Source organism: Curtobacterium sp. VKM Ac-2889 (genome assembly GCF_015350855.1).
Classification (GTDB): Bacteria; Actinomycetota; Actinomycetes; order Actinomycetales; family Microbacteriaceae; genus Curtobacterium; species Curtobacterium poinsettiae.
The window spans coordinates 21,793-44,732 of the sequence record NZ_JADKSC010000006.1; the positions used below are offsets into that span (position 1 = coordinate 21,793).

The 22,940-nt window shown below is 72.0% G+C and carries 25 protein-coding genes; 17 read left to right on the forward strand and 8 right to left on the reverse strand.

Annotated elements, in window-relative coordinates; all coding sequences use genetic code 11:
* Window positions 1-61 precede the first annotated feature (61 nt).
* Window positions 62-1,105, reverse strand: coding sequence for an LCP family protein (locus ITJ50_RS16710; RefSeq protein WP_194590970.1), 1,044 nt, complete (start codon window positions 1,103-1,105; stop codon window positions 62-64).
* Window positions 1,106-1,185: 80 nt separating this feature from the next.
* The gene (locus ITJ50_RS16715; protein ID WP_194590971.1) at window positions 1,186-1,593 is read right to left on the reverse strand and encodes a MarR family winged helix-turn-helix transcriptional regulator; all 408 of its coding nucleotides are present in this window, start codon (window positions 1,591-1,593) and stop codon (window positions 1,186-1,188) included.
* A gap of 76 nt (window positions 1,594-1,669) precedes the next feature.
* On the opposite strand from ITJ50_RS16715, the gene ITJ50_RS16720 reads away from it, so the two are divergent.
* The 4 genes from ITJ50_RS16720 (at window position 1,670) to ITJ50_RS16735 (ending at window position 6,910) form a co-directional block, all read left to right on the forward strand.
* Window positions 1,670-3,784: an MMPL family transporter gene (locus ITJ50_RS16720; protein WP_194590972.1), complete on the forward strand. Its 2,115-nt coding sequence runs from the start codon at window positions 1,670-1,672 to the stop codon at window positions 3,782-3,784.
* 12 nt (window positions 3,785-3,796) lie between these two features.
* Window positions 3,797-4,447, forward strand: coding sequence for a GntR family transcriptional regulator (locus ITJ50_RS16725; protein ID WP_017887541.1), 651 nt, complete (start codon window positions 3,797-3,799; stop codon window positions 4,445-4,447).
* Window positions 4,448-4,592: 145 nt separating this feature from the next.
* Window positions 4,593-6,089 (forward strand): LCP family protein, encoded by a 1,497-nt coding sequence (locus tag ITJ50_RS16730; protein WP_017887540.1) that lies wholly within the window; start codon window positions 4,593-4,595, stop codon window positions 6,087-6,089.
* Window positions 6,090-6,127: 38 nt separating this feature from the next.
* Window positions 6,128-6,910 carry an endonuclease/exonuclease/phosphatase family protein gene (locus tag ITJ50_RS16735; protein WP_052481908.1) on the forward strand — a complete coding sequence of 261 codons (783 nt, stop codon included), beginning with the start codon at window positions 6,128-6,130 and terminating at the stop codon, window positions 6,908-6,910.
* Window positions 6,911-6,940: 30 nt separating this feature from the next.
* Here the strand turns inward: ITJ50_RS16735 and ITJ50_RS16740 are convergent, their stop codons facing one another.
* The gene (locus ITJ50_RS16740; RefSeq protein ID WP_071251763.1) at window positions 6,941-7,690 is read right to left on the reverse strand and encodes a hypothetical protein; all 750 of its coding nucleotides are present in this window, start codon (window positions 7,688-7,690) and stop codon (window positions 6,941-6,943) included.
* Window positions 7,691-7,888: 198 nt separating this feature from the next.
* On the opposite strand from ITJ50_RS16740, the gene ITJ50_RS16745 reads away from it, so the two are divergent.
* On the forward strand, window positions 7,889-8,815 hold the full coding sequence (locus ITJ50_RS16745) for an SDR family oxidoreductase (protein WP_042540542.1): 927 nt from the start codon (window positions 7,889-7,891) through the stop codon (window positions 8,813-8,815).
* Window positions 8,816-8,912: 97 nt separating this feature from the next.
* Here the strand turns inward: ITJ50_RS16745 and ITJ50_RS16750 are convergent, their stop codons facing one another.
* Window positions 8,913-9,230 carry a hypothetical protein gene (locus ITJ50_RS16750; RefSeq protein ID WP_017887536.1) on the reverse strand — a complete coding sequence of 106 codons (318 nt, stop codon included), beginning with the start codon at window positions 9,228-9,230 and terminating at the stop codon, window positions 8,913-8,915.
* A gap of 85 nt (window positions 9,231-9,315) precedes the next feature.
* Between ITJ50_RS16750 and ITJ50_RS16755 the strand changes: the two genes are divergently transcribed.
* The gene (locus tag ITJ50_RS16755; protein WP_194590973.1) at window positions 9,316-9,534 is read left to right on the forward strand and encodes a hypothetical protein; all 219 of its coding nucleotides are present in this window, start codon (window positions 9,316-9,318) and stop codon (window positions 9,532-9,534) included.
* 91 nt (window positions 9,535-9,625) lie between these two features.
* Window positions 9,626-9,820, forward strand: a complete 195-nt coding sequence (locus ITJ50_RS16760; RefSeq protein ID WP_027467172.1) for a DUF2795 domain-containing protein — start codon at window positions 9,626-9,628, stop codon at window positions 9,818-9,820.
* Window positions 9,821-9,939: 119 nt separating this feature from the next.
* Here ITJ50_RS16760 and ITJ50_RS16765 read toward each other — a convergent pair whose 3' ends face one another.
* The 3 genes from ITJ50_RS16765 to ITJ50_RS16775 all read right to left on the reverse strand — a co-directional run bounded on the left by ITJ50_RS16765 (window position 9,940) and on the right by ITJ50_RS16775 (window position 12,316).
* Entirely contained in the window at window positions 9,940-11,466 is a 1,527-nt protein-coding gene (locus ITJ50_RS16765; RefSeq protein ID WP_017887533.1) for a threonine/serine ThrE exporter family protein, read from the reverse strand.
* A 58-nt stretch (window positions 11,467-11,524) separates the two neighbouring features.
* Window positions 11,525-11,779 carry a hypothetical protein gene (locus tag ITJ50_RS16770; RefSeq protein ID WP_042540548.1) on the reverse strand — a complete coding sequence of 85 codons (255 nt, stop codon included), beginning with the start codon at window positions 11,777-11,779 and terminating at the stop codon, window positions 11,525-11,527.
* A gap of 96 nt (window positions 11,780-11,875) precedes the next feature.
* On the reverse strand, window positions 11,876-12,316 hold the full coding sequence (locus ITJ50_RS16775) for an OsmC family peroxiredoxin (RefSeq protein WP_042541027.1): 441 nt from the start codon (window positions 12,314-12,316) through the stop codon (window positions 11,876-11,878).
* Between the two features lie 123 nt (window positions 12,317-12,439).
* Between ITJ50_RS16775 and ITJ50_RS16780 the strand changes: the two genes are divergently transcribed.
* A complete protein-coding gene (locus tag ITJ50_RS16780; RefSeq protein ID WP_194590974.1) occupies window positions 12,440-13,054 on the forward strand; it encodes a DUF805 domain-containing protein in 615 nt (204 codons plus the stop codon).
* A gap of 22 nt (window positions 13,055-13,076) precedes the next feature.
* Window positions 13,077-14,120, forward strand: coding sequence for an NAD(P)-dependent alcohol dehydrogenase (locus ITJ50_RS16785; RefSeq protein ID WP_194590975.1), 1,044 nt, complete (start codon window positions 13,077-13,079; stop codon window positions 14,118-14,120).
* 69 nt (window positions 14,121-14,189) lie between these two features.
* Here ITJ50_RS16785 and ITJ50_RS16790 read toward each other — a convergent pair whose 3' ends face one another.
* Complete coding sequence (locus ITJ50_RS16790) at window positions 14,190-16,064, reverse strand: gamma-glutamyltransferase (protein WP_194590976.1); 1,875 nt, start codon at window positions 16,062-16,064, stop codon at window positions 14,190-14,192.
* 158 nt (window positions 16,065-16,222) lie between these two features.
* Between ITJ50_RS16790 and ITJ50_RS17980 the strand changes: the two genes are divergently transcribed.
* From ITJ50_RS17980 to ITJ50_RS16830, 8 genes are all read left to right on the forward strand, one after another.
* A complete protein-coding gene (locus ITJ50_RS17980) occupies window positions 16,223-17,419 on the forward strand; it encodes a peptidoglycan DD-metalloendopeptidase family protein (protein ID WP_017887527.1) in 1,197 nt (398 codons plus the stop codon).
* A 320-nt stretch (window positions 17,420-17,739) separates the two neighbouring features.
* Window positions 17,740-18,543 (forward strand): sulfite exporter TauE/SafE family protein, encoded by an 804-nt coding sequence (locus tag ITJ50_RS16800; protein ID WP_194590977.1) that lies wholly within the window; start codon window positions 17,740-17,742, stop codon window positions 18,541-18,543.
* Window positions 18,540-19,175 carry a DNA alkylation repair protein gene (locus tag ITJ50_RS16805; RefSeq protein WP_194590978.1) on the forward strand — a complete coding sequence of 212 codons (636 nt, stop codon included), beginning with the start codon at window positions 18,540-18,542 and terminating at the stop codon, window positions 19,173-19,175. Before ITJ50_RS16800 ends, ITJ50_RS16805 begins: the two co-directional genes overlap by 4 nt.
* A gap of 176 nt (window positions 19,176-19,351) precedes the next feature.
* Window positions 19,352-20,545 carry a zinc-dependent alcohol dehydrogenase gene (locus ITJ50_RS16810; protein ID WP_017887523.1) on the forward strand — a complete coding sequence of 398 codons (1,194 nt, stop codon included), beginning with the start codon at window positions 19,352-19,354 and terminating at the stop codon, window positions 20,543-20,545.
* Entirely contained in the window at window positions 20,545-21,654 is a 1,110-nt protein-coding gene (locus ITJ50_RS16815) for an NAD-dependent epimerase/dehydratase family protein (protein ID WP_194590979.1), read from the forward strand. The genes ITJ50_RS16810 and ITJ50_RS16815 overlap by 1 nt, the downstream gene beginning before the upstream one ends.
* A gap of 274 nt (window positions 21,655-21,928) precedes the next feature.
* A complete protein-coding gene (locus ITJ50_RS16820) occupies window positions 21,929-22,231 on the forward strand; it encodes an SHOCT domain-containing protein (protein ID WP_156463926.1) in 303 nt (100 codons plus the stop codon).
* On the forward strand, window positions 22,228-22,482 hold the full coding sequence (locus tag ITJ50_RS16825; RefSeq protein ID WP_017887520.1) for a hypothetical protein: 255 nt from the start codon (window positions 22,228-22,230) through the stop codon (window positions 22,480-22,482). The genes ITJ50_RS16820 and ITJ50_RS16825 overlap by 4 nt, the downstream gene beginning before the upstream one ends.
* A gap of 9 nt (window positions 22,483-22,491) precedes the next feature.
* Entirely contained in the window at window positions 22,492-22,902 is a 411-nt protein-coding gene (locus tag ITJ50_RS16830) for a DUF6314 family protein (protein WP_056073193.1), read from the forward strand.
* Window positions 22,903-22,940 lie beyond the last annotated feature (38 nt).

Below are 22,940 nucleotides of genomic sequence, written 5' to 3' on the forward strand. Positions count from 1 at the left end.
CCGAAAACGACGACGCCCCACGACCTCGAGTCGTGGGGCGTCGTCGTGCGCGAGGCGGGGGCTACTGCGGGTTGTCGGTGAGCCAGCCGGCGACGTCGTCGGAGCGGAGCGCCTGGGACAGCGAGGGGACCTCGAGCCCGTTCAGCCTGACGATCGACTGCCCGTCCGGCGAGGTGCCGGAGCCCGCGGTCGGCACCGTGAAGGTCACCAGGTCGTCTGCCCCGACACCTCGGAGCGACCAGCCCAGTCCGACCAGTCGTGAGAACGACAGGCCCGCGTCGACCGACAGGTGCTCGCTCGTCGCGGTGACGAAGTCCTGGATGCGCCCGGGGTTCGTGACGGTGTCGCGGGACAGCAGCCCGTCCACGACGCCGCGCATGAACGCCTGCTGGTTGCGGACGCGGGTGTGGTCGGCGTCGGCGAAGGCGTAGCGCTCCCGGACGAAGGCGAGCGCGGCGGCCCCGTCGAGCCGGTTCGCCCCGGTGGTGAAGTCGTGGCCCCGCGCCGAGAACGCCACGGGTGAGTCGACCGTGACACCGCCGAGGGCATCGGTCATGTCCTCGAACCCGGCGAAGTCGATCTCGGCAACGTGGTCGATCCGGACGTCCAGGAGCTGTTCGACGGTCTGGGTGGTGAGGGCGACCCCGCCCCAGGAGTACGCGGCGTTGATCTTCGCCCGCCCGTGTCCGGGGACCTCGACCCACGAGTCACGCATGATCGACATGAGGTACACGTGCTGTCGATCGGCGGGGACGTGCGCGAGCATCAGCGTGTCCGACCGCCCGCCGAGTTCGGGCTGTGCACCCTCGGGGCCGCCCTGTGCGCGGGCGTCGGACCCGATGAGCAGGATGTTCTCGCCGCCCGTGGCGCTGGGCCGCGCTCCGTCGGGGAACGGGTCGGCGATGGTGTCACGACCGGCGTCGAAGCTCCGCGCGAGCCCGCCGACGAAGACACTCGCGACGACGGCGACCACGACGGCGATGCCGACGAGTGAGCCGAGCGTCGCCACCAGGGCGACCAGGAAGGGCCGTCGCCGGCGCGTGCTGCGGATGGCGGTGCGGTGGGCGTGGTCAGCGGCCGCCCGGGCTGCGCGACGTTCGGACATGCGGGGGACTCCTGCGGGTTCGGGTCGGCGAGCAACCGACCCGAGGATCTTATCGCATGTGGTATTTCAAGTACAGCGTTTCAGTCCTGCGGTGGTTTCGCCAGGACCTCTCGAAGCGCGACCCGCAGGGCGGCGTCCTCGGGCAGGACCTCGCGCTCGATGTGCCGCGCGGTCTCCCAGGCCGACCGGCCGGCCGGCGTCACGCTGACCACGCGGCGGCGACGATCCGCGGCGTGCGGGGTGCGCTCGACCAGGCCGTCGCGCTCCATCCGCTCGAGGGTGCGGGACATCGTCTGCGGCTGGACCCGGGCCGTGCGGGCGATGGTGTCGGCGCCGGTCGGGCCGGTCCTGATGAGGATGTCGATCGCGACCACCGCGGCGTGCGAGAGCCCGATGGCCCGGAGTCGTTCGTCCCAGTCCCGCTCGACGGAGCGTGCGGCCGCGGACAGCAGTCGTCCGAGGGGCCACTGCTCGGTCGTGTCCTCCATGTCGTGATTCTACGGTGAGCGGTGCGCGCGATCGTCAAGTAATCAGCATGCTGACGATCGGTGTACGCTCGCCGACGTGTCCCGCTTCCTCCGCATCGTCCTCCCCGCGCTCGTCATCGTGGTCTGGCTCGGCATCGCCTCGGTCGGCGGTCCGTTCTTCGGCAAGATCTCCGAGGTCTCCACCAACGACCAGACCTCGTTCCTGCCCGCCTCCGCCGACGCCACGAAGGTGCAGGAGCGGTCCTCGGAGTTCCGCGACGAGTCCGGGGCACCCGCGATCATCGTCCTCGAGCGTGACGGGGGACTGACCTCGACCGACCTCGCCGACGCGAAGGCGCTCACCGCGACGCTGACCGACCGCGCGGACGTCGAGGCCGTCAGCCCGGTGATCCCGAGCAAGGACGGCGATGCGGTCGAGATCGTCGCGACGCTCACCCAGGACGCCGAGACCGGCGCCGCGGTCGAAGCCGTCCGGGCCGACGTGGACGATGCGCTGCCGTCCGGTCTGCGCGGGTACGTCACCGGTCCGGCCGGGTTCACCGCCGACCTGACCGAGGCCTTCGCCGGCATCGACGGGCTGCTGCTCGGGGTGGCGCTCGCCGCGGTCTTCGTGATCCTGATCATCGTCTACCGATCCCCCCTGCTCCCGGTCCTGGTGCTCGGGACCGCCACGTTCGCCCTCTGTGCCTCGATCCTCGTGGTCTGGTGGCTCGCCAAGGCCGACATCGTGACGGTCAACGGGCAGGTGCAGGGGATCCTGTCGATCCTGGTGATCGGTGCCGCGACCGACTACGCGCTCCTGTACACCGCGCGCTTCCGTGAGGCCCTGCGTGACCACCGCACCGGCTGGGACGCGACGAAGGCCGCGCTGCGCGGGAGCCTCGAGCCGATCCTGGCCTCGGGCGGCACGGTGATCGTCGGGGTGCTCTGCCTGCTGCTGTCCGACCTCAACTCGAACAAGGCGCTCGGCCCCGTCGCCGCCATCGGCATCGCGTTCAGCCTGCTCGCCGCCCTGACGCTCCTGCCCGCGCTGCTGCTCGCGTTCCGCCGTGCGGCGTTCTGGCCCCTCCGTCCCGTGCACGGCAGCGCCCACCCCGTGCTCACCGGCCCCGACGCCCGAGGTGTCTGGGCACGCGTCGGCCGGCTCGTCGCCCGTCGTTCGCGGGTGGTGTGGATCGTCTGCACGGTCGGACTGCTCGCGATGGGCGCCGGCCTGTTCGGGCTCAAGGCCGACGGTGTGCCGCAGAGCGACCTGATCATCGGGTCGTCCCAGGCACGCGACGGGCAGGACGTGCTGGCCGACCACTTCCCCGGCGGCTCCGGCAGCCCCGCGCAGGTGATCGGCGCCGAGCGGGACCTCGACCAGCTCGTCGACGCGATCACGGCGGTCGACGGGGTCGACGGTGTCGTGGCCGCGGCGAAGGACAGCCCCGCCGGCACCGTCCCGGTGACCGGGGACACCGCAGGCAGCGCCGCGCCGACCGTCTCCCGCGGCGACGTCCTGCTCGAGGCGACCCTGTCGGACGCCGCAGACTCCGACGCCGCCGAGCAGACCGTCCGCGACCTCCGCACCGCCGTCGAACGGGTCGACCCGGGCGCGATCGTCGGTGGCGTCACCGCGACGGCGGTCGACACGAACGACACCGGCATCCGCGACCGCACGCTCATCATCCCCGTGGTGCTCGTCGTGATCCTGCTGATCCTGATGCTCCTGCTCCGCAGTGTCGTCGCACCGCTCGTCCTGATCGGCAGCGTGATCGTCTCGTTCGCGGCGGCCCTCGGTGTCGGTGCTCTCGTCTTCGACCACGTGTTCCACTTCCCGGGCGCCGACCCGAGCGTGCCGCTGTACTCGTTCGTGTTCCTGGTGGCCCTGGGCGTCGACTACAACATCTTCCTCATGACCCGGGTGCGCGAAGAAGCACTGCGCCACGGTCCGCGCGAGGGCGTCCTGCGCGGCCTGGGGGTGACCGGCGGGGTGATCACGTCCGCCGGCGTCGTGCTGGCCGCCACGTTCGCGGCCCTCGGCGTCATCCCGATCCTGTTCCTCGCGCAGATCGCGTTCGTCGTCGCGTTCGGCGTGCTGCTCGACACGATCGTGGTCCGGTCGCTGCTCGTGCCGGCACTGGCGTACGACCTCGGGCACCGGGCCTGGTGGCCCTCGCGCCTCTCGCGCACGCGCCCTGACATGTGACACGCTAGGCCCATGCCAGTTCCCTCGACGCAGCCCGCCGCAGAGCGCAAGCTCCTCCGTGACACGGTGCAGGACAAGATCCGCGACGCCATCATGGACGGCACGCTCGAACCCGGGGAACGGCTCAACGACGACGACCTCATCGCGTGGCTCGGGGTGTCCCGCACACCGATCCGCGAAGCCCTCGCCGAACTCGCCCGTGCCGGCCTCATCGAGATGGCGCCGAACCGCTACACCCGGGTCGCGGCGCCGACGAAGGAAGAACTCCTCGACGCGTACCGCACCCTCGGCGTGATCTACGGCGGCGTCGTGCGGCTCGCGGTGCCCCGGTTCACGGACGCGCAGCGCAAGAAGATCGTGAAGATGCTCGACGACGTGCACGCGCGGGTGAGCGCCGACGAGCAGGACAAGGTCGCGCGCGACGGTGCCGGCATCTACGCGATGTGGGCCGACGCGTGCGGCAACCCGTCGCTCGTGCAGCTCTGCGCGTCGACCACGGACGGGCTCTCCTTCAAGCTCCGCGTGCCGGAGCTCGCCGAGCTCCTGCCGGCCGACGTGATCCTGCCCGAGCTGACGAAGCTCAAGGACGCCGTCGTCGCGAAGGACCCGATCGCCGCCGAGCTCGCCATGGAGGCGATCCACCTGCTCCCGTCGCGCGACTAGCGTCACGAGCGCGACCGGTGACGGACAGGAGGCCCGTGGCAGCACCGCGGACACCGTTCCGTCACTCAGGTGGTGACGGCCACTACGGGGTGACCTTCCAGGCGCATCCCATGTCGTCCGTCCACTCGCCGGTTATGGTTTCCCGGTGAGCAACGAACCCGAGCAGACGACCGAGCCCGCACGCCGCGGTGCCGCGACGCCGCGCCACGGGCGCCAGAAGCGTCGGGCGGGCGTGGTGTTCCCGGCCGTCGCGGGGGTGCTCACGATGGCCCTCCTGCTGGGCGTCGGGTACGCGGGCTACGCGTACAACCAGCTGTCCGACGGCGTCACGATCGTCAACGCGATCACCGGCAAGAAGGACACCAAGGACGACGTCGACGGCAAGGCGCAGAACATCCTGCTCGTCGGCGACGACCACCGTCCGGACAACGCCACCCCGGAGCAGCTCGCCGAACTCAGCACCCAGGACGACGGCGGTGCGACGAACACCGACACGATGATCGTGCTGCACATCAGCGCCGACGGCAGTCAGGCGACGATGATCTCGTTCCCCCGTGACTCGTACGTCGACATCCCCGACGTCGGCAAGGGCAAGCTCAACAGCGCCTTCTACTACGGCACGCTCAACGGCGGTGGGGACACCGGCGGTGCGAAGATGCTCATCAAGACCATCGAGAACCTGAGCGGCCTGCAGATCGACCACTACGTCCGCGTCTCGCTGCTCGGCTTCTACCAGGTGGTCAAGGAGCTCGGACCGGTCGAGGTCTGCCTGAACCAGGCGACGAACGACCCCTACTCCGGCGTCAACCTGCCCGCGGGCAAGTCCTCGCTGAACGCGAAGGAGGCGCTGTCCTTCGTGCGCCAGCGCCACGGCCTGCCGAACGGCGACCTGGACCGCAACGTGCGCCAGCAGTACTTCCTGTCGCAGGAGGCACGGAAGGTCACGTCGGCCGGCACGCTGCTCAACCCCGTGAAGATGGGCAACATCCTCAAGGCCGTCGGTGGATCGATCCAGACCGACACCGACCTGATCGACCTCGCCTCGCAGATGCGCAACCTGCGGCCCGGCAACATCCAGTCGGCCACGATCCCGACCCTCGGCACCCCGACCATCTACGTGAACGGCTCGCCGCTGTCCATCGTCGAGGTCGACACCGTCGGACTGCCCGCGTTCGTGCAGGGCCTGGTGGGGCAGCCCGAGGCGTACACGAAGGCCCGCCGCGCGCAGCCCGCGAACACCTCGGTCACCGTGCTGAACGGCAGCGGGGTCGAGGGTGCTGCGACCGCGGCCGGCCAGGTCCTGACCGCCCGCGGTTTCCAGGTCCCGCCGGCCGGCTCGTCCGCGACGACGAAGACGACGCAGGTGCAGTACCCCGCCGGCCAGGAGGCGCAGGCGAAGGCCGTCGTGTCCGCGGTCCCCGGCGCCGTCGCCGTCCGCACCGCCAGCGTGACCGGTGTCACCCTGGTGCTCGGCACCGACGGCAAGACCGCGAAGCCGGTCGCGACCGAGCCGAGCGCCGGGGCCTCGACGCCGGCGACCGGCGGCTCGGGCTCGAAGCCGACGAAGAAGCCCGCGAAGGAACCGACGCCCAAGTCGACCGACGTGCACAACTACGGCACCGAGGGCACCTGCATCAACTGATGGGAACCCGCCGGGGGACCGGTCGGTAGGTTCGTGGAGTGACCAGCGCCGCACGCCCGATCGTCCTGATGACCTACAACATCAAGAACCCGGACCCCGCGCACGACTGGCCGGCCCGACTACCGGTCGTGCTCGACGTCATCCGTCGACACGACCCCGACGTGCTGTGCGTGCAAGAGGCCTTCGCCCACCAGATGGACGACCTGCGTGCCGGTCTGCCGGACCACGCCGACGTCGGGCAGGGGCGCGAGGGCGGCGACGCCGGCGAGCACGCGGCCGTCTTCTACCGCCGCGACCGCTTCCGCCCGTCCGACGAGGGGTCGTTCTGGCTGTCGGACACCCCGGACGAGCCCGTCTCGAACACCTGGGGCAGCCTGTACCCGCGGATCGCGAACCACGCCCGGTTCCTCGACGCCGAGGGTCCCGCGTTCACCCTGCTCACCACACATCTGGACCACGAGCCCGGACCGCACGGTGACGAGGTCCGGGGCCGGAGCGCCGCGCTCATCGCCGAACGGTTGGCCGGCACCACCGGGCCGGTCGTGTTCGCCGGGGACTGCAACGAACCCGCGGGCACCGGCACGGCATCGCGGGTGTTCGCCGAAGCCGGGTTCGAAGACGCCTGGCTGGCTGCGGGTGACCCGTCCGACCGCACCGCCACGTTCAACGACTGGCAGCCGCCGGTCGACTCGGCCGAGCGGATCGACTGGGTGCTCACCCGGGGCATCAACGCCGTGGACCGCGTGGTGATCGACCACGACGGCCCCGAGACCTGGTTCGCCAGCGACCACTTCCCGGTGATCACGACCCTGCGGGTCTGAACCGGTTCAGCAGCTGCGCTCTGCTCGCTGTCAGCAGCTGCGCTGCGCGTGGACGGGCATCGGTGAACCGAGCACCGTGACGGTCGTCTCGTTCGTCAGCGCGGAGACCCCGTTGGTCCCGGCATCGTCGGTGCGCTTGCCCGACTCGTGGTCGTCACCGTCGTCGTGGTGCCGGTCCGCCCACCCTTCGCGGAGCAGGAGCTGCCAGGCACGCGAGTCGTCCGATCCGAAGGAGACGCGCTCGGAGCGGGGCGCGTCGGCGATCTCGTCCCCGATGTCGTCGCCCACCCGGACGCCGTCCGGGCCGGTCAGTTCGATCTGCCTGCCGAAGGTGCTGCGGACCGCGTCGCGCAACACCCGGATCTCGACGGCGTTGCCGGCCGCGGCGTCGGTCGTCAGGGCTGCCACGCGGACGGCGCCGCCCCAGGTGTACGTGGTGCCCGCGGGGAAGCACGCCCCGCCGTCGCCCTCGGCCGTCTGCGTCCGCGACGGGGTGCCGAGCAGCCGGTTCAGCACGCTCACGGTCAGGCCGGAGTCGCGCATCGAGGACTCGACGACGGTGTCGTCGCCGTCTCGGAGCACCAGGGCCTCGGCGTCGAGCTCGATCGAGTCCACACGGCGGAGGTCCGCGTTCGTCACGTGGACCGGAGCGGCGTCGTGCGAGGTCTCGGCAGCGACGGCCACGTCGACGCCGAGCCCGGTGGTGCCGTCGAACGCGAGCGCACCGGCCGAGAAGGCCAGCACGGCGGCGCCGAGCGCCAGCAGGGTCCGAGGAGTCACCGTTCGACGGTACGACCTCGGTCGGGGCAGAACGACAGGTGTTACCGAATCGGGGCCGGCCCGTCACCGGACCGTGACAAACGAGGATCACGCACCTGCGGCCCCGGACCGGAGCGGACGGCGGGCGCAGGCCGCTCCGCGCACCGGGGGACAGCCTCCTGGACGGCCCGCAGCGACCCCCTGCGTACCGTCGGCGGCATGACGGACCAGCAGAACGACCAGACCGGGCCTGACCAGTACGTGATGCAGGACCCCACGAAGATGTACGCCGACAAGAAGCCCGACGAGCAGTACCTCGAGGGTGCCGGCACCGACGCGGAGATGGCGCAGAACGTCCCCGCCGACCACGGTGAGGACACCTACCGGGGCTCGGGTCGTCTGACCGGCCGCAAGGCGCTCGTCACCGGTGGCGACTCCGGCATCGGTGCCGCCGTCGCCATCGCCTACGCCCGTGAGGGTGCGGACGTCGCGATCTCGTACCTGCCCGAGGAGCAGGAGGACGCCGACCGCATCGTCAGCCTGATCGAGGCAGCCGGCCGCAAGGCCGTCGCGCTGCCGGGCGACATCACCTCGCTCCAGGTCTGCGAGCAGCTCGTGGCCGACGCCGTCGAGCAGCTCGGCGGCCTCGACATCCTGGTGAACAACGCCGGCAAGCAGCAGAACGTCGACGACATCACCAAGATCTCCGACGAGGAGTTCGACGAGACCTTCAAGACGAACGCCTACGCGACGTTCCGGATCACGAAGGCAGCCGTGCCGCACCTGCAGCCCGGCTCCACGATCATCAACACGACGTCGATCCAGGCGTACGCTCCGTCGCCGCACCTGGTGCACTACGCGGCCACGAAGGCGACCGTGAACAACATGGCCAAGGGCCTGGCCGCGCAGCTCGCGCCGAAGGGGATCCGCGTGAACGCGGTCGCTCCCGGCCCGATCTGGACGCCGCTGCAGCCGGCCGGCGGCCAGCCGCCCGAGGCGCTGCCGAGCGCGGGCGAGCAGACCTACCTGGGTCGCTGGGGCCAGCCGGCAGAGCTCGCGCCGGCGTACGTGTTCCTGGCGAGCGGTGAGTCGTCGTACGTCGTGGGCGAGACGCTGCACGTCGACGGCGGGATGCCGACGCCGTAGGGCACCTGTTCTGACAGGACTCTGACGGGAGGCGCGGTGCCGGTGGGCACCGCGCCTCCCGTCGTCCGTGTGGTCGGGTCGACGGCGTCTGGTCGCGTCAGCAGGTGACGGAGCGCGCCATCCGCTCGAGGAGCTCGCGCGCGGACATCGCGGCGGCCAGCTCGACCTCGACGGGGTTGATGCCGATCGCCTGCTCGAAGGCGCGGCGCCGGGCCTGGTCGGCGATCGGTACCTCGGGGCGCTGGGGGAGCACCGCGATGGCCCGAGCCGCCGCCTCGAAGGCGCCGACGGGCCGGCCGAGCTGCTCCCACATGGCCCGGACGTCGTGCGCCACCTGGTCGGGATCGCCGCCGAACTCGAACCCGGCGGAGGCCATGGTGGCGAGTCCCTGGGCTGTGGGGTCGTTCGGGGTCATGCCCGCATGGTCGCACGGACGGCCGCGAACCGGCTCGACGTCCGGGTCTGTCCCCCCTCGTGCCGCCACCCGTACCGGGGTGCTGGTGCCCCGGCGTTGTGCGTTCGGCGGCGCCGAGCATCTCATCGCGCTGTACGAGGGGCTGCAGCTGCAGGCCCTGCTGCGTGCCGAGCTCGACCTCGTGGCGGCGTTCGACCGCGCCGTCGCCCGGTTCGAGCGCGGCTGGATGGATCGGTACGAGCCGCAGGCTGCCCGCCGTCTGGCGATGTGGGACGACGACGGCTCGGGCAGCTGGGAACTCTGACCGGCGGTTCGTCCACGGAGCGCGTTCCTTGCGTCGTCGTGCAGCGCACCGCGGGTACCCCGGGTGTCGTAACCCGACGGAAGGAACCGACATGGCAGCACCGAACCCCATCCAGGTCCAGAAGTACCTGAGCGGCATCGACTACCCGGCCTCGAAGGACGACGTGGTCTCCACCGCCGAGCAGGAGGGCGCTCCGGACGACGTCCTCGAGGCGCTCCGCGCGATCCCGGACGGCGAGTACGACGCCCCGACCGCGGTGTCGAGCGCGGTCTCGGACGCCGGCTGACGTCGACCGAGCCCGTTCAGTGAGCAGAAGACGTCGGGTGCGATGACCGCACCCGACGTCTTCTGCTCACCGAGCGCACCCCGCCGCGCTCACGACGCGCCGAGCGCACCCCGCCGCGCTCACGAAGCGCCGCCGGCACCACCGCTCCGCGACCCGCGCGGCACCGACCCGTCGCCGGGGTCGTACCCGGTGTCCCGGATGACCCGCAGTGCCCTGGTGTCGTTGTGGACGGAGTGCACGACGACCCGACGGGTGCGTCGGAGTGCTCGCCGGGCACCCGGTGTCGCGAAGAGCCCACCGAGCACCAGGCCCGCGCCGATCCCCAGCGCCACGGACACCGCCGCCACGAAGTCGAGGGCCGCGCTCGACGAACCGGACATGAAGTTCAGCAGGGCGTCGGACACGGCGACACCGGGCAGGAGCGCTCCGCAGAACGCCGGCACCGCGATCGCCGCCACGGCCGTCCGCATCCGGACCGCCGCGTAGGTCGACAGCACGCCGAGCAGGACCGCCGCCAGGAACGTCGCACCGAGCAGCGGCAGGCCGAGCTGCCGCAGCCCCCACAGTGACGCACCCGCGGCGACCGAGAACACCACGGTGACGGGGATCACCCGCGCGCTGGCCTGCTGCACGAAGCAGTTCGCCCCGGCCGACACCACGGTGAGCGAGAGCGAGGCCCACAACGGCAGCGTCTGCGTGACGATGCCGGACGGGTCGACCTCGAGGTGCAGCCACTTCGTCATCGCGATCCCGGCGGGCACCCCCACCACGATCGCCGCGATGACCAGCCCGATGTAGAACGCGCGGGCGACCGCCATCGCCCGGAACCCGGAGATCGCGTCCTGGGCCCAGGTCACGAGCGCGACGTGCGGCAGGAGCAGGACCACCAGCGCCGCCACCATGGTCGCGGCGCCGGCCGGGTGCAGCACACCCGCGCCGATCGCGAGGGTGCCGATCACGGACGCCACCGCCCCCTGCGCCCCGGACACGAAGAACTGCGGGTAGCCGCGGCCGGTCAGCCAGCGCCCCGACAGGATGATCCCGAACATCAGCACGAACGCTCCGATGCCCGCTCGCCACCCGCCGCCGGCCTGCATCGCGATCGAGGTGCCCAGGATCGACAGCCCCACGTCGGCGAGCCACGTGGGCCAGCGCGGCGGCATCCGCAGCACCGCGACGAGGGCGCTCACCGCCGAGGTCATGTCGCGCTCGTCGTGGATCAGGTCGTCGACGATCTGGTTCGCCCGCGCCAACCGGTCGAGGTCGGAGCCGTCGGAGCTGACCGTCCGGACCTTGACGAGCGGCGGGACGTCGGCCGGGGCGTACTGGATGGTCACCGAGCTGCCGGAGAAGTCCAGGTCGAGCGGGGCGAGGTTCCACTTCGTCGAGACCGCGACGACGGCCGTCTCGACGCTGCGGGTGTCGGCACCGGAGGCGAGCATGACCTCGGCCAGGTCGAGGCAGAAGTCGACGATCTGCGTCGCCGTGTACTGGTCGCGCCCCTTGGCGTCGGGCTCGACGTGCTCGTAGATCGTGCCGCGCAGCCGGGCCCGTGCGTCGCGCAGGTCGTGCTGCGCGAGACTGCGCCGGCGTGGCCGGGGCGGGCGGCCCGGCTTGTGCGGGCCCGGGGGGTGCTGCTCGGCCATCCCGCCATGGTGCCAGTCGACGGCAGCTGAGTCCGGACGTCCGCTGGACGCGTCCGGATCAGCTCCGGCGGCGCGCGCTGAGTCTGCCGAGGGCGAACGCCGCGACGACCGCGCCCACCAGCACGAGGACCGGTCCGACCGTCAGCTGCCACGGGCGCACGCTCGGGACGAACGTGACGTGGGCCAGGGGCGCGTACGCGAACCATTCCGCCGAGGCCGACGGCGCCGTCAACACGAACACGACCCCGACCACGACGGCCAGCAGGCCGAGCCAGAGGGCGACGAGGGTCGGGGTGGCGAGGAATCGGGGCACGGCACCCAGCGTAGGTGGGCGACGGACGGGAGGCCCGGTGCCAGCTGGCACCGGGCCTCCCGTCCGTCACGTCGTGACGGTTCCTGCTTCGCGCGCCTACTGCTCGAAGGTCGCGTGCAGCGTGATCTCGACGCCGGTCAGTGCCTTGCTGACGGGGCAGGTCGCCTTGGCGTCCTCGGCGGCCTTGAGGAAGGCGGCCTCGTCGATGCCGGAGACCTCGCCGCTGACGGTCAGGACGATGCCGGTGAGGCGGAAGCCGCCGTCCGGGTCCGGGCCGAGCGAGACGTCGGCCTTGACGTCGAGGGCCTCGACCGTGCCGCCGGCCTCGCCGAGGACGGCGGAGAACTGCATGGCGTAGCAGGCCGAGTGGGCGGCGGCGATGAGCTCCTCGGGGCTCGTGGTGCCGCCGGCGTCCTCGGCGGTGCGCTTCGGGAACGAGACGTCGTACGTGCCGACCTTCGAGCTCGAGAGTTCGACCTGGCCGGAACCGTCCTCGAGGCCGCCGTTCCAGGCGGTGCGTGCGGTGCGAGTGGGCATGCCCGCTCCTTTCGTGTGGGGGAGTGGTCCCGAGTGGGACCACCGCTCCCGAGTCAATCCGAGAACGCTCGTTCTCGCAACCGGCTCACGGTGAAGACGCAGGTCTGCCCTACGATCGGGCGCATGGGGGACAGTGAGGCCGTGAACTTCCGCAGGTCCGTGCTCGAACAGGGTCCGGCCGACGTGACGAACCCGGTGGTCGCCTGGCTGCGGTTCTGGACGCAGGGATGGCGGTTCCACGGACGGGCGAGCCGTTCGGAGTTCTGGTGGGTGATCGCGCTCGAGCTCGCGCTGGCCGGGGTCGCGCTCTGGGGCGTCGGTGTGCACGGGACCGGAGGGCGGTGGGAGCTGTACGTCGACCCGTTCGGAGCCGTCCCCTCACCGCAGGTCTCGTTCGACCTGGTCGACCGCGGGCGGGACGGGTCGTTCGGTTGGGGGGCCGGCAACCGGGAGGTCTGGCCGGACGGGTGGGACCTGGTGCTGCTCGTCCCGACGATCCTGACCATCGTGCCCCGGTGGTCGCTGCTCGTGCGGCGGCTGCACGACCGGGACCACACCGGGCTGTGGATCCTGCTCCTCGTGTTCACCGGACCGATCGGCTGGCTCGTGGTGATGGGTATGGCCGCGAGCCGGTCGCGCCCGGGCGGGGCGCGGTTCGACCGCGGTCTGTTCGGCGGCGGACGCGGCCTCGAGGCAACTGGACGACACATGTCGTCCACGACGACAGGTGTAGCGTGAAGGGCGATCAAAGGAGACACCCATGCGCGCCGTCGTGTTCGAGCAGTACCAGACCTTCCCGTCCCTGACCGAGGTCCCGAAGCCCGCACCCGGACCCGGTGAGGTCCTGCTCAAGGTCGCCGGCGCCGGTGCCTGCCACTCCGACGTCGCCGTGTACCGCGAGTTCCAGCAGGGGCAGCCGGGAGCCCAGGCCCCCGCCTTCGTGCTCGGCCACGAGAACTCCGGCTGGGTCGAGGCTGTCGGCGACGGGGTGACGGGCTTCGCCGAGGGTGACGCCTACCTGGTCTACGGACCGGTCGGCTGCGGGCACTGCTCGTACTGCTCGAAGGGCCAGGACACCTACTGCGAGAACGCCGCCACGAACCCCTACATGGGCATCGGCCTCGGGCGCGACGGGGGCATGGCGGAGTACGTGAGCGTCCCCGCGCGGAACCTCGTGCCGCTCGGCGACGCCGACCCGGTCGCCGCCGCACCGCTCAGCGACGCCGCCCTCACGCCGTACCACGCGATCAAGAACTCCCTGCCGAACCTGGCCGGGGGCGGTCGCTTCGCACTCGTCGTCGGGCTCGGTGGCCTCGGGCAGATCGCCGTGCAGATCCTGACGGCGCTCACCGGCGCCACGGTCATCGCGACCGACATGAAGCAGGACGCGATGGACCGCGCGGCCGCCCGCGGCGCGATCACCGTCCCCGGTGGCCGGGACCAGGCGGAGCGCATCCGCGAGATCACCGGCGGACGCGGTGTCGATGCGGCGTTCGACTTCGTCGGAGCCACTCCCACGATCGGGGTCGCGCAGGCCTCGATGGCGGTCGGCGGCCGGTTCACCGTCGTCGGGATCGCGGGCGGCACCACCGAGTGGAACTTCTTCGCGACGCCGTACGAGTCGACGATCACGAACACCTACTGGGGCACCATCGAGGACCTGCACGAGGTCGTCGCGATGTACCGCGCCGCGCAGATCGTGCCCGACGTCGAGCGGTACGCGCTGTCCGACGCGCTCGAGGCGTACCGGAAGCTCGAGGCCGGCGAGCTCTCGGGCCGCGCGGTCGTCGTCCCGACGCTCTGAGCCGGGCTCGGGCGTCCCTGGTCGATCCCACTTTCCAGCGCGGGTGTCCTGGGAAGGAACGAGCGCCGGTCAGCGTCCCGCGGCGTACCCCTGGTTGCCGCGGGGGTTCGCGGCGGCGCCGAGGACACCGGTGTCCGGGTCGCGCGTGACGCACGTCAACCGGCCGAGGCTCCAGTCGCCACCACGCGTGACGACGTGTCCGCGGGCCTCGAGCGCGGCGATCACCTCGTCGCCCAGGCGGTCCTCGACCACCAGGCCCGCGGGCTCCCAGGTGCGCGGCCAGAACGACCCCGGGAACGACGTGGTGTGCAGGGCCGGGGCGTCGATGGCCTGCTGCGGGGAGTACCCGCCGACGATCCAGCGCAGCAGGAACAGCAGCTGCCACTGGTCCTGCTGGTCACCGCCGGGGGAGCCGAGCGCCGCAACCGGCTGCCCGTCGCGGAGCACCAGGGTCGGCGTCAGCGTGGTGCGGGGGCGCTCGCCGGGGCGCAGGGTCGAGGCCGTGTCCGGTTCGAGCCACGTCATCTGCAGGCGGGTGCCGAGGCAGAACCCGAGCTCCGGGATCGTCGGTGAGGACTGCAGCCAGCCGCCGGACGGGGTCGCGCTGACGATGTTGCCCCAGCGGTCCACGACGTCGATGTGGCACGTGTCGCCGCGGGTCTCGCCGTCGGGGGTCACGAACGGCTCACCGCGGTCCTCGACCGGAGCAGCCGGGGGGACGTCGCCGTCACGGTCGCGGGCGACCTGCACGGTCGGTTCGCCCACGCCCGCCGCCGCGGCGGAGCCGGAGGACATGCGGATCGGCGGCAGGGCGTGTTCGACCCCGGCGATCGTGCCGGGCCGGAGTTCGGCCGACGCACGCTCGCCGATGAGGGCGCGGCGTTCGTCGGCGTAGGCGTCGGAGAGCAGGACGTCGAGCGGGACCTCGCCGTCGCCGTAGAAGGCCTCGCGGTCGGCGAGCGCGAGCTTCTGCGCCTCGACGATCGTGTGCGCACCGAGCTCGGTGGAAGGGTCGAGCAGGGCGTCGTCGAGCGGTTCGAGCAGCCGCAGGGTCTGGAGCAGTGCCGGGCCCTGGCCCCACGCGCCGGTCTTGGCGATCGTGCAGTCCCGGAACGCCACGGTGGTCGCGGGTTCGTACGAGGCCCGGAACGCGGCCAGGTCGGACGCGCGGATGACGCCGGCGTGGTCGGTGCCCGACGCGTGCCGGTGCGGTTCGCGGACGAACCGGTCGATCGCCTCGGCGACGAACCCCTCCGCCCACTCGGACCGAGCCGCGTCGATGCGGCCGGTCCGGCTGCCGGCGCCGGAACCGGCGTCGACCAGTCGGTCGAGCACGGTGGCGAGCGCCTCGTTGCGCACCAGGTCCCCGGGGACCGGCACCGCGCCTCCCGGCAGCCACTGCGTGGCGGAGGTGGGCCAGTGCTCCTCGAACAGGTCCCGCACGGTCGTGATCGTCCGGACCACCGCCGGTGTGACCGGGTGGCCGTCGCGGGCGTACTCGACGGCCGGTGCGAGGACGTCGGCCAGCTCCCAGGTGCCGTGGTCACGGAGCAGCAGGAGCCAGGCGTCGACCGCGCCGGGGACGGCCGCGGCCAGCGCGCCGGAGCCGGGGACCAGGTCGAGCCCCTCGGCGCGGTAGTGCTCCGGTGTCGCACCCTCGGGAGCCGGACCCTGCCCGACCAGCACCGTCGGCTCGGGGTTCGTGGCCGTCGCGAAGACCGCCGTCAGGTCACCGCCCGGGCCGTTGAGGTGCGGCTCCACGACGTGCAGGACGAAGGCCCCGGCGACGGCCGCGTCGAACGCGTTGCCACCACGTTCGAGCACGGACTGGGCGGTCGCCGTCGCGATCCAGTGCGTCGAGGCCGCCATCCCGAACGTGCCCCGCAGGTCAGGTCGAGTGGTCTGCGCAGGGGGCTGGACGAAGGCAGGATTCGGCGTCGGCATGCCCCCATCCTGTCCCGCGGTGACCGGTCCGGTGCTGGAGACCCCCCGTCCGCGGGGTTGTGCACCCCGTGCAGAAAAGCGAACATCGTTCGGCGACTCGTGCAGGACGAGCGCCGAACGGCCGCGCGCTCGTGTGGTCGGCCCGAGGCAGGGGATCCATGACCACCACTCCGTCGACCGTCGCTCGTGCGCGCCGACTCCCACGCATCGCCGGCGCCGTGATGGCACTGGCCCTGGCGGCCGGGGCAGTCGTCGCGACGGCCGAGCCGGCAGCGGCCTCTGCCGTCTGGGTCGGCTCGGTCCCCGCCGGCACGAAGATCCTGCCCGGCGACCAGGTCACGTCGCCGAACGGCCAGTTCAAGCTCATCATGCAGGGCGACGGCAACCTGGTCGAGTACGGCATCGGCAACCGCGTGCTGTGGGCGTCGAACACCGCCGGCAACTCCGGGGCGATCGCCGTCGTGCGCAAGGACCGCGCCCTCGACATCACCCGGAACGGCAAGCGCCTGGTGCGCTGGACATCGGCGGGCACCGCGAGCTCCACGGCGTTCAAGGTCCGCGCCGACGGCACGATGGCCCTGCTCGCCGGCAAGGCCGTCGTCGTGGGCTGGACCGGGTTCCAGGACCGCGTCGCGTCGGGCAACAGGATCCTCGGCGGGACGGTCCTGCGCTCCGACACCTCGAACACGCGGATCCTCAACATGCGCACCGACGGCAACCTGGTGCAGAAGGTCAGCGGACGGGTCGTCTGGCAGTCGCGGACCGGCGGCCACCCGGGCGCCTGGGCCGAGCTGCAGACCAAGGGCAACTTCGTCATCTGGACCCGAGACGCGTCGCGCAAGAAGGTCGCGATCTGGAGCTCCCGCACCAGCACCGCCGGATCGGGCAACCTGCTCGTGCAGGTCGACGGCAACGTGGTGCTCTACGGGGCGAAGGACACCCGTGTCTGGTCGAGCCGACCGGTCACCGGCCTGGCCTGGCCCGTCAACGGCACGAAGATCACCGGGCGGTACGGCGACGACCGCGGCGCCGGGCACGTCCCGCGCTACCACCAGGGCACCGACGCCCCCGTGCCGGTCGGGACTCCCGTGTACGGCTCGGGGACGGGCACCGTGACGCGGACGGTCGCGAACGACGGGGCCTACGGCAACTACATCGTCGTGACGTACGGCATGACGACGGTCCTGACGGCGCACCTCAGCAAGATCGAGGTGAAGCAGGGGCAGATCGTGAAGCTCGGCACCGAGATCGCCAAGTCCGGCAACACCGGGCAGTCGACGGGGCCGCACGTGCACGTCGAGACGCGGCGGAACGGCGTGCTCGTCGACCCGCTGAAGAACATGCACTTCCGCTGACGCGGGCGGGGAGTCGTTCGTCGTTCGCACGTCGCGTGTGTCGCACGCGTCCTCGCCCCGCGCATCGAGTGAGCAGAAAAGGTCGGGTGGCTCGAGGGCACTCGACCTTTTCTGCTCACTCGATGAAGGGCCTCGCACGGTGCGAGGAGCCCGCTGTCCCGGATCGCCTTCGTCGCAGGGGTCGATCAGGACGACGGCCTGACCCTGCGGGACATCGCGGTCGTCCTCGGCGTCTCGTACCAGCGGGTGCACCAGCTCGTGCACGAGGACGAGCGGGCGCTGGCTGCGTCGTAGCCCGCGGCGCGGATAGCCTGGGCGGGATGAGGAAGCGTGGCGGGACCGGGATCGTGTTGGTGGCGATCGGGGTCCTTGCGGGGGTGCTGTCCGGACTGTTCGGCGTCGGCGGTGGGGTCATCGTGGTGCCCGCGCTGATGGCCTTCGTGCAGATGGACCAACGTCGGGCCTCGGCGACCTCGCTCGTGGCGATCGCCCCCGCGGCCGTCGTCGGGGCGATCGCGTACGCCGTGCAGGGCGAGGTGCACTGGTTCGCGGCCCTGACCCTGGCGATCGGCAGCGTCATCGGCGCCCCGATCGGCGCACGGCTGCTCCGTGCCCTGCCGCTCCGCGTGCTGCCGTGGATCTTCGTGGGGTTCATCGCCGTCGTGCTCGTCTCGCTGTTCACCACGGTGCCGACCCGCGGTGGCGAGGTGCACTTCGGGGTCGTCGAGGCGATCGTCCTGCTGTTGCTCGGGCTGCTGTCGGGTGTGCTGTCCGGGCTGGTCGGGGTCGGCGGCGGGGTCGTCATCGTGCCGGGCCTCGAGGTCGTGCTCGGCGCCGGTGACCTGCTGGCGAAGGGCACGTCGCTGCTCACGATGGTGCCGACGTCGGTGTCCGGGACGGTCGCGAACCTGCGGCGCCGCGCGGTCGACCTGCGCGTCGGGTTGACGGTCGGCATCACCGCCGCCGTCTGTTCACCGGGCGGCGCGGTCCTGGCACGCCTGGTCGATCCACAGGTCGGCACCTGGTTGTTCGCGGCGTTCCTGGTGGTCGTCGCGGTCATCGTGCTCAGCCGCGGGCGCCCGAGGGAACCGCAGGCCGACGTGAGCGACGGGGCGGCCGCGTGACGGGCCTCCAGGCAGGGCGTGACGCGGAGGCCGTGCTGGCGGCGTTCGCCCGGACCACCGGCGACGTCGCCGCGGCCCGCAGGGTCGCCCGGCAGTTCCACGACCTCGACGAGGGGGAACGCTCGGCGCTGCTCTGGAGCGAGGACGACGGCGCGAAGCTCGTCGCGGTCCTGCTGCTCGTGCAGGCGATGCGGGCGTACCCGGACCCGGAGCTCACCGACGAGTACCTGTCGGCGGCGAAGGCCGAACGGTTCGAGGACCCGGTGCTCGTCGACCTGGCGGCCGAGGAACTCGTCGGCGCACCGTTGCTGGGCGCCTCGACCGGCCCGCTGTTCGCGCTGGCGAAGTCCGACGTGGCGATGGTCCGGCGGATCGCGGTCGTGGCGACCCTGGCATTCGTGAAGCAGGGCGACGCCGAGGTGCCGCTCGGGATCGCCGGACGCCTGGTGCGGGAGCGCAGCGAGACGGTGCAGACGGCGCTCGGGTTGGTGCTGCGCGAGACGGGGAAGCGGGCGTCCGAGGCGGCGCTGGTGGCGTTCCTGGAGCAGAGCGGCCGGTTCCTCAGCCCGGCGGCCCGCCGGACGGCGACCGAGCACCTGCCACCGACGGAGCGGGACCGGCTGCGGGGCTGACCGGCGTTCGCCGAGCGGCGCGCCGGCGTCTGCCGAGCGACGCGCCGCCGTCCGCGCGCCGACCCGCGCGAGGGGGACCCGGGGCTGGGAGCGTCCACGGGTCGGACGCGTACCGAGGAGGGGAACGCGAGTCGTGCCTCCAGGCCGGCTCGAAGCGACCACGAGAGGAACGCAACGTGCGCGCACTGACCTACCAGGGCACCGAGAAGGTGTCCGTCGAGACCGTCCCCGACCCGACCATCCAGGAGCCGACCGACGCGATCGTGCGGATCACCTCCTCGGCGATCTGCGGCTCCGACCTGCACCTGTACCGCGTGCTCGGCCCGTACATCGACCGCGGCGACGTCCTCGGCCACGAGCCGATGGGCGTCGTGGAGGAAGTCGGGTCCGGCGTCACCAACCTGAAGGTCGGCGACCGCGTCGTCATCCCCTTCAACATCTCCTGCGGCCACTGCTGGATGTGCCAGCACGGCCTGCAGTCCCAGTGCGAGACCACCCAGGTGACCGAGTACGGCACCGGGGCCTCGCTGTTCGGCTACACGAAGATGTACGGCCAGGTCCCCGGTGGCCAGGCCGAGTACCTGCGCGTGCCGCACGCCGACTACGGCCCCATCGTCGTGCCGGACGACGGCACCCCCGACGACCGCTGGCTGTTCCTGAGCGACATCCTGCCCACCGCGTGGCAGGCCGTGCAGTACGCCCAGGTGCCCGAGGGCGGCACGCTCGCCGTGCTCGGCCTCGGCCCGGTCGGCCAGTTCGCCGCCCGCATCGGCAAGCACCTCGGTTACCGCGTGCTCGCCGTCGACCCCGAGCAGGTCCGCCGTGACCTGGGGGCGAAGCACGGCGCCGAGGTGTTCGACCTGACGAAGGACATGGTCCCCGAGCTCGTCGACCTGACCGACGGCCGCGGCCCCGACGGTGTCGTCGACGCGGTCGGTATGGAGGCCCACGGCAACCCGATGGCGGGCTTCGCGCAGCGCGCCGCCGGCCTGCTGCCGGACAAGCTCGCGCAGAAGGCGATCGAGACCGCCGGTGTCGACCGCCTGGCGGCCGTGCACGCGGCGATCGACCTGGTCCGTCGTGGCGGCACCGTCTCGCTGAGCGGTGTCTACGGCGGCATGGCCGACCCGATGCCGATGATGACGCTCTTCGACAAGCAGATCACCATCCGCGAGGGCCAGTGCAACGTGAAGCGCTGGATCGACGACATCATGCCGCTCGTCTCGGACCCGTCGGACCCGCTCGGTACGCTCGACCTGACGTCGCACCGTGTCTCGCTCGAGGACGCCCCGCACATGTACGAGGTCTTCCAGAAGAAGCAGGACGACTGCGTCAAGGTCGTCCTCGACCCCGCGATGGCCGCAGCCTGATGCGGATCGTCGTCGTCGGCGCGACCGGCAACGTCGGGACGGCGGTGCTCCGTCGGCTCGCGGCGGTGCGCGCCGACGGCGACGGAGACGCCGGTGGCCGTGACGCGGTCGGGCCTGACGCCGCTGGCCGTGTTGTCGCCGGCCGTGACGCCACCGGCGTCCAGATCGTCGGCGTCGCCCGGCGGCTGCCGGACCTGCGTGCGGAGCCGTACGACGCCGCCGTCTGGCACGCCGTCGACGTCGGTGCCGCGGACGCCGTGGACCAGCTCGCCGCCGTGTTCCAGGGTGCCGACGCCGTCATCCACCTGGCGTGGGCGCTGCAACCGACGCACGACATCCCGGTGCAGTACCGCACGAACGTGACGGGCACGGCGAACGTCCTGGCTGCCGTCGCACGTGCCGAGGTGCCCCAGGTGGTGGTGGCGTCCTCGGTGGGTGCCTACCGCGGGGTGGACGTCGACGGCAAGCGGACTCCCGTGGACGAGAGCTGGCCGACGGACGGCATCCCGACGGCGACGTACTCGATCCACAAGGCCGCCAACGAGGCTGCGATGGACGCGTTCGAGGCCGACCACCCCGCCGTGACCGTCACCCGGCTGCGCCCGGGGCTGATCTTCCAGCGGGACGCCGCCGCCGAGATCCGCGGGCTGTTCCTCGGACACCTCGTGCCGATGTCGATCGTGCGGTGGATCCGCTGGCTCGTGCTGCCGCTGCCCTACCCGTTCGTGTTCCAGGCCGTGCACGCCGACGACGTCGCCGACGCCTACTGGCGCGCGGTCGACCGACGGGCAGCGGGGGCGTTCAACATCGCCGCGACGCCCGTGCTCAACCCGCCGAGACTGGCTCGGGCCTTCGGCATGCTCGGCGCCGTGCGGATCCCGTTGGGGCTGCTGCGCGGGATCGTGACGCTGACGTGGCGGCTGCGGTTGCAGCCGACGGACGCCGGGTGGATCGACATCGCGGCCGGTGTGCCGATCATGCGCACCGACCGTGCCCGGTCGGTGCTCGGATGGGAGGCCCGACACACCTCCGAAGAAGCGTTGCGTGCACTCGTGGCTGGCTTCGCGGACGGTGCGAACGTGCCGGGGTCGGGGCCGCTGCGCGGCTGAGCGGGGTCGGGCTGGCTGGGGTGGGGTGGTCGCCCTGGGTGCGGCTCGCGCTGCCGGGTCGGATCGGGCGTACCGGGTGCTTCCGGGCGTACCGGGTCGGGAGTTCCGACCAGGAACGCCCGTTTCCACCTTCCATCGCGGGCGTTCTGGGAAGGAACGGCCGCTCGTGTTCCCCGTCTCGCGCTACGCTTCGCTCGTCGTTGTGAGAAGGGGGAGCGCGATGGTGCTCAGTGGTTCAGCGTTCGGTGATATCGACGGGCCGGGTGGCTCGGGGATGCCCGATCTGTTCGACGGCTGGTTCGGCATCGCCTTCGGGGTCGTCGTCGCCCTGGCGATCCTCACGACCCTGACGATCGCCGTCCTGGCGCTCTACCGGGGCAAGCGGATGGCCGACCGCGGTCAGAACCCGCTCACCATGCAGGAGGACATCGCGTACCAGGCGATGCAGAGCCGCACGTTCGCACCGGACAAGCCGCTCGAACAGCGCCTCGCCGAACTCGACGACCTGCACGCCCGCGGCGTGATCTCCGACGAGGAACACCGCAGCGCCCGAGCGGAAGCCCTGCGCGGACGATGATCGCCTCGGAAGAACTCCGCAACCCCCTCATCCCGCCGGTCTACGACCTCGTCTGGACCCTGCTGATGGTGCTCGTCGTCGTGGCGGTCATCGCCGCCGTGTGCATCGCGGTCGTCCGCAGTCGGCGCCCGCACGGTGCGCGCCGGACCTCGCCGGAACAGCGGCTCCTCGAACTCGACGAGCTGCACGCCCGCGGGGTCATCAGCGAGGACGAGCGCCGAGCCGCGCGGGCGGAGGCCCTGCGCGGTTAGCCTGGGCGGGTGCTGCTGCCGACGGACCTGCTCGGGGTGTGGGAACTCCACCGCACCGTGCACGACCACCGCGCCGGTGCCGCGGGGACCGTCACCGGGACCACCACCCTGACCCGGGTCGGTGACGACGAGGTGCGCTGGGACGAGTCCGGCGTGATGACGTTCGACGGCCGGACGACCCCGGTCTCGCGCACCCTCGTCCTGCGGCGCGGCCCGGACGGCGGCTGGACCGTGCACTTCTCCGACGGTCGGGTCTTCCACGACTGGGTCTGGGGCACGAGCGTCGCCCACGCCTGCGCTCCGGACGACTACACCGGGGCCTTCGACGGCGACCAGGACCGCTGGAGCGTGCGGTGGGAAGCGCGCGGCCCCGCGAAGGACTACCGGCTGGACAGCGTCCTCACCCGACCCCGGTCCTGATCCCGGTCGGGGCCCGCGGGGTCGGCGGTCACCGACAG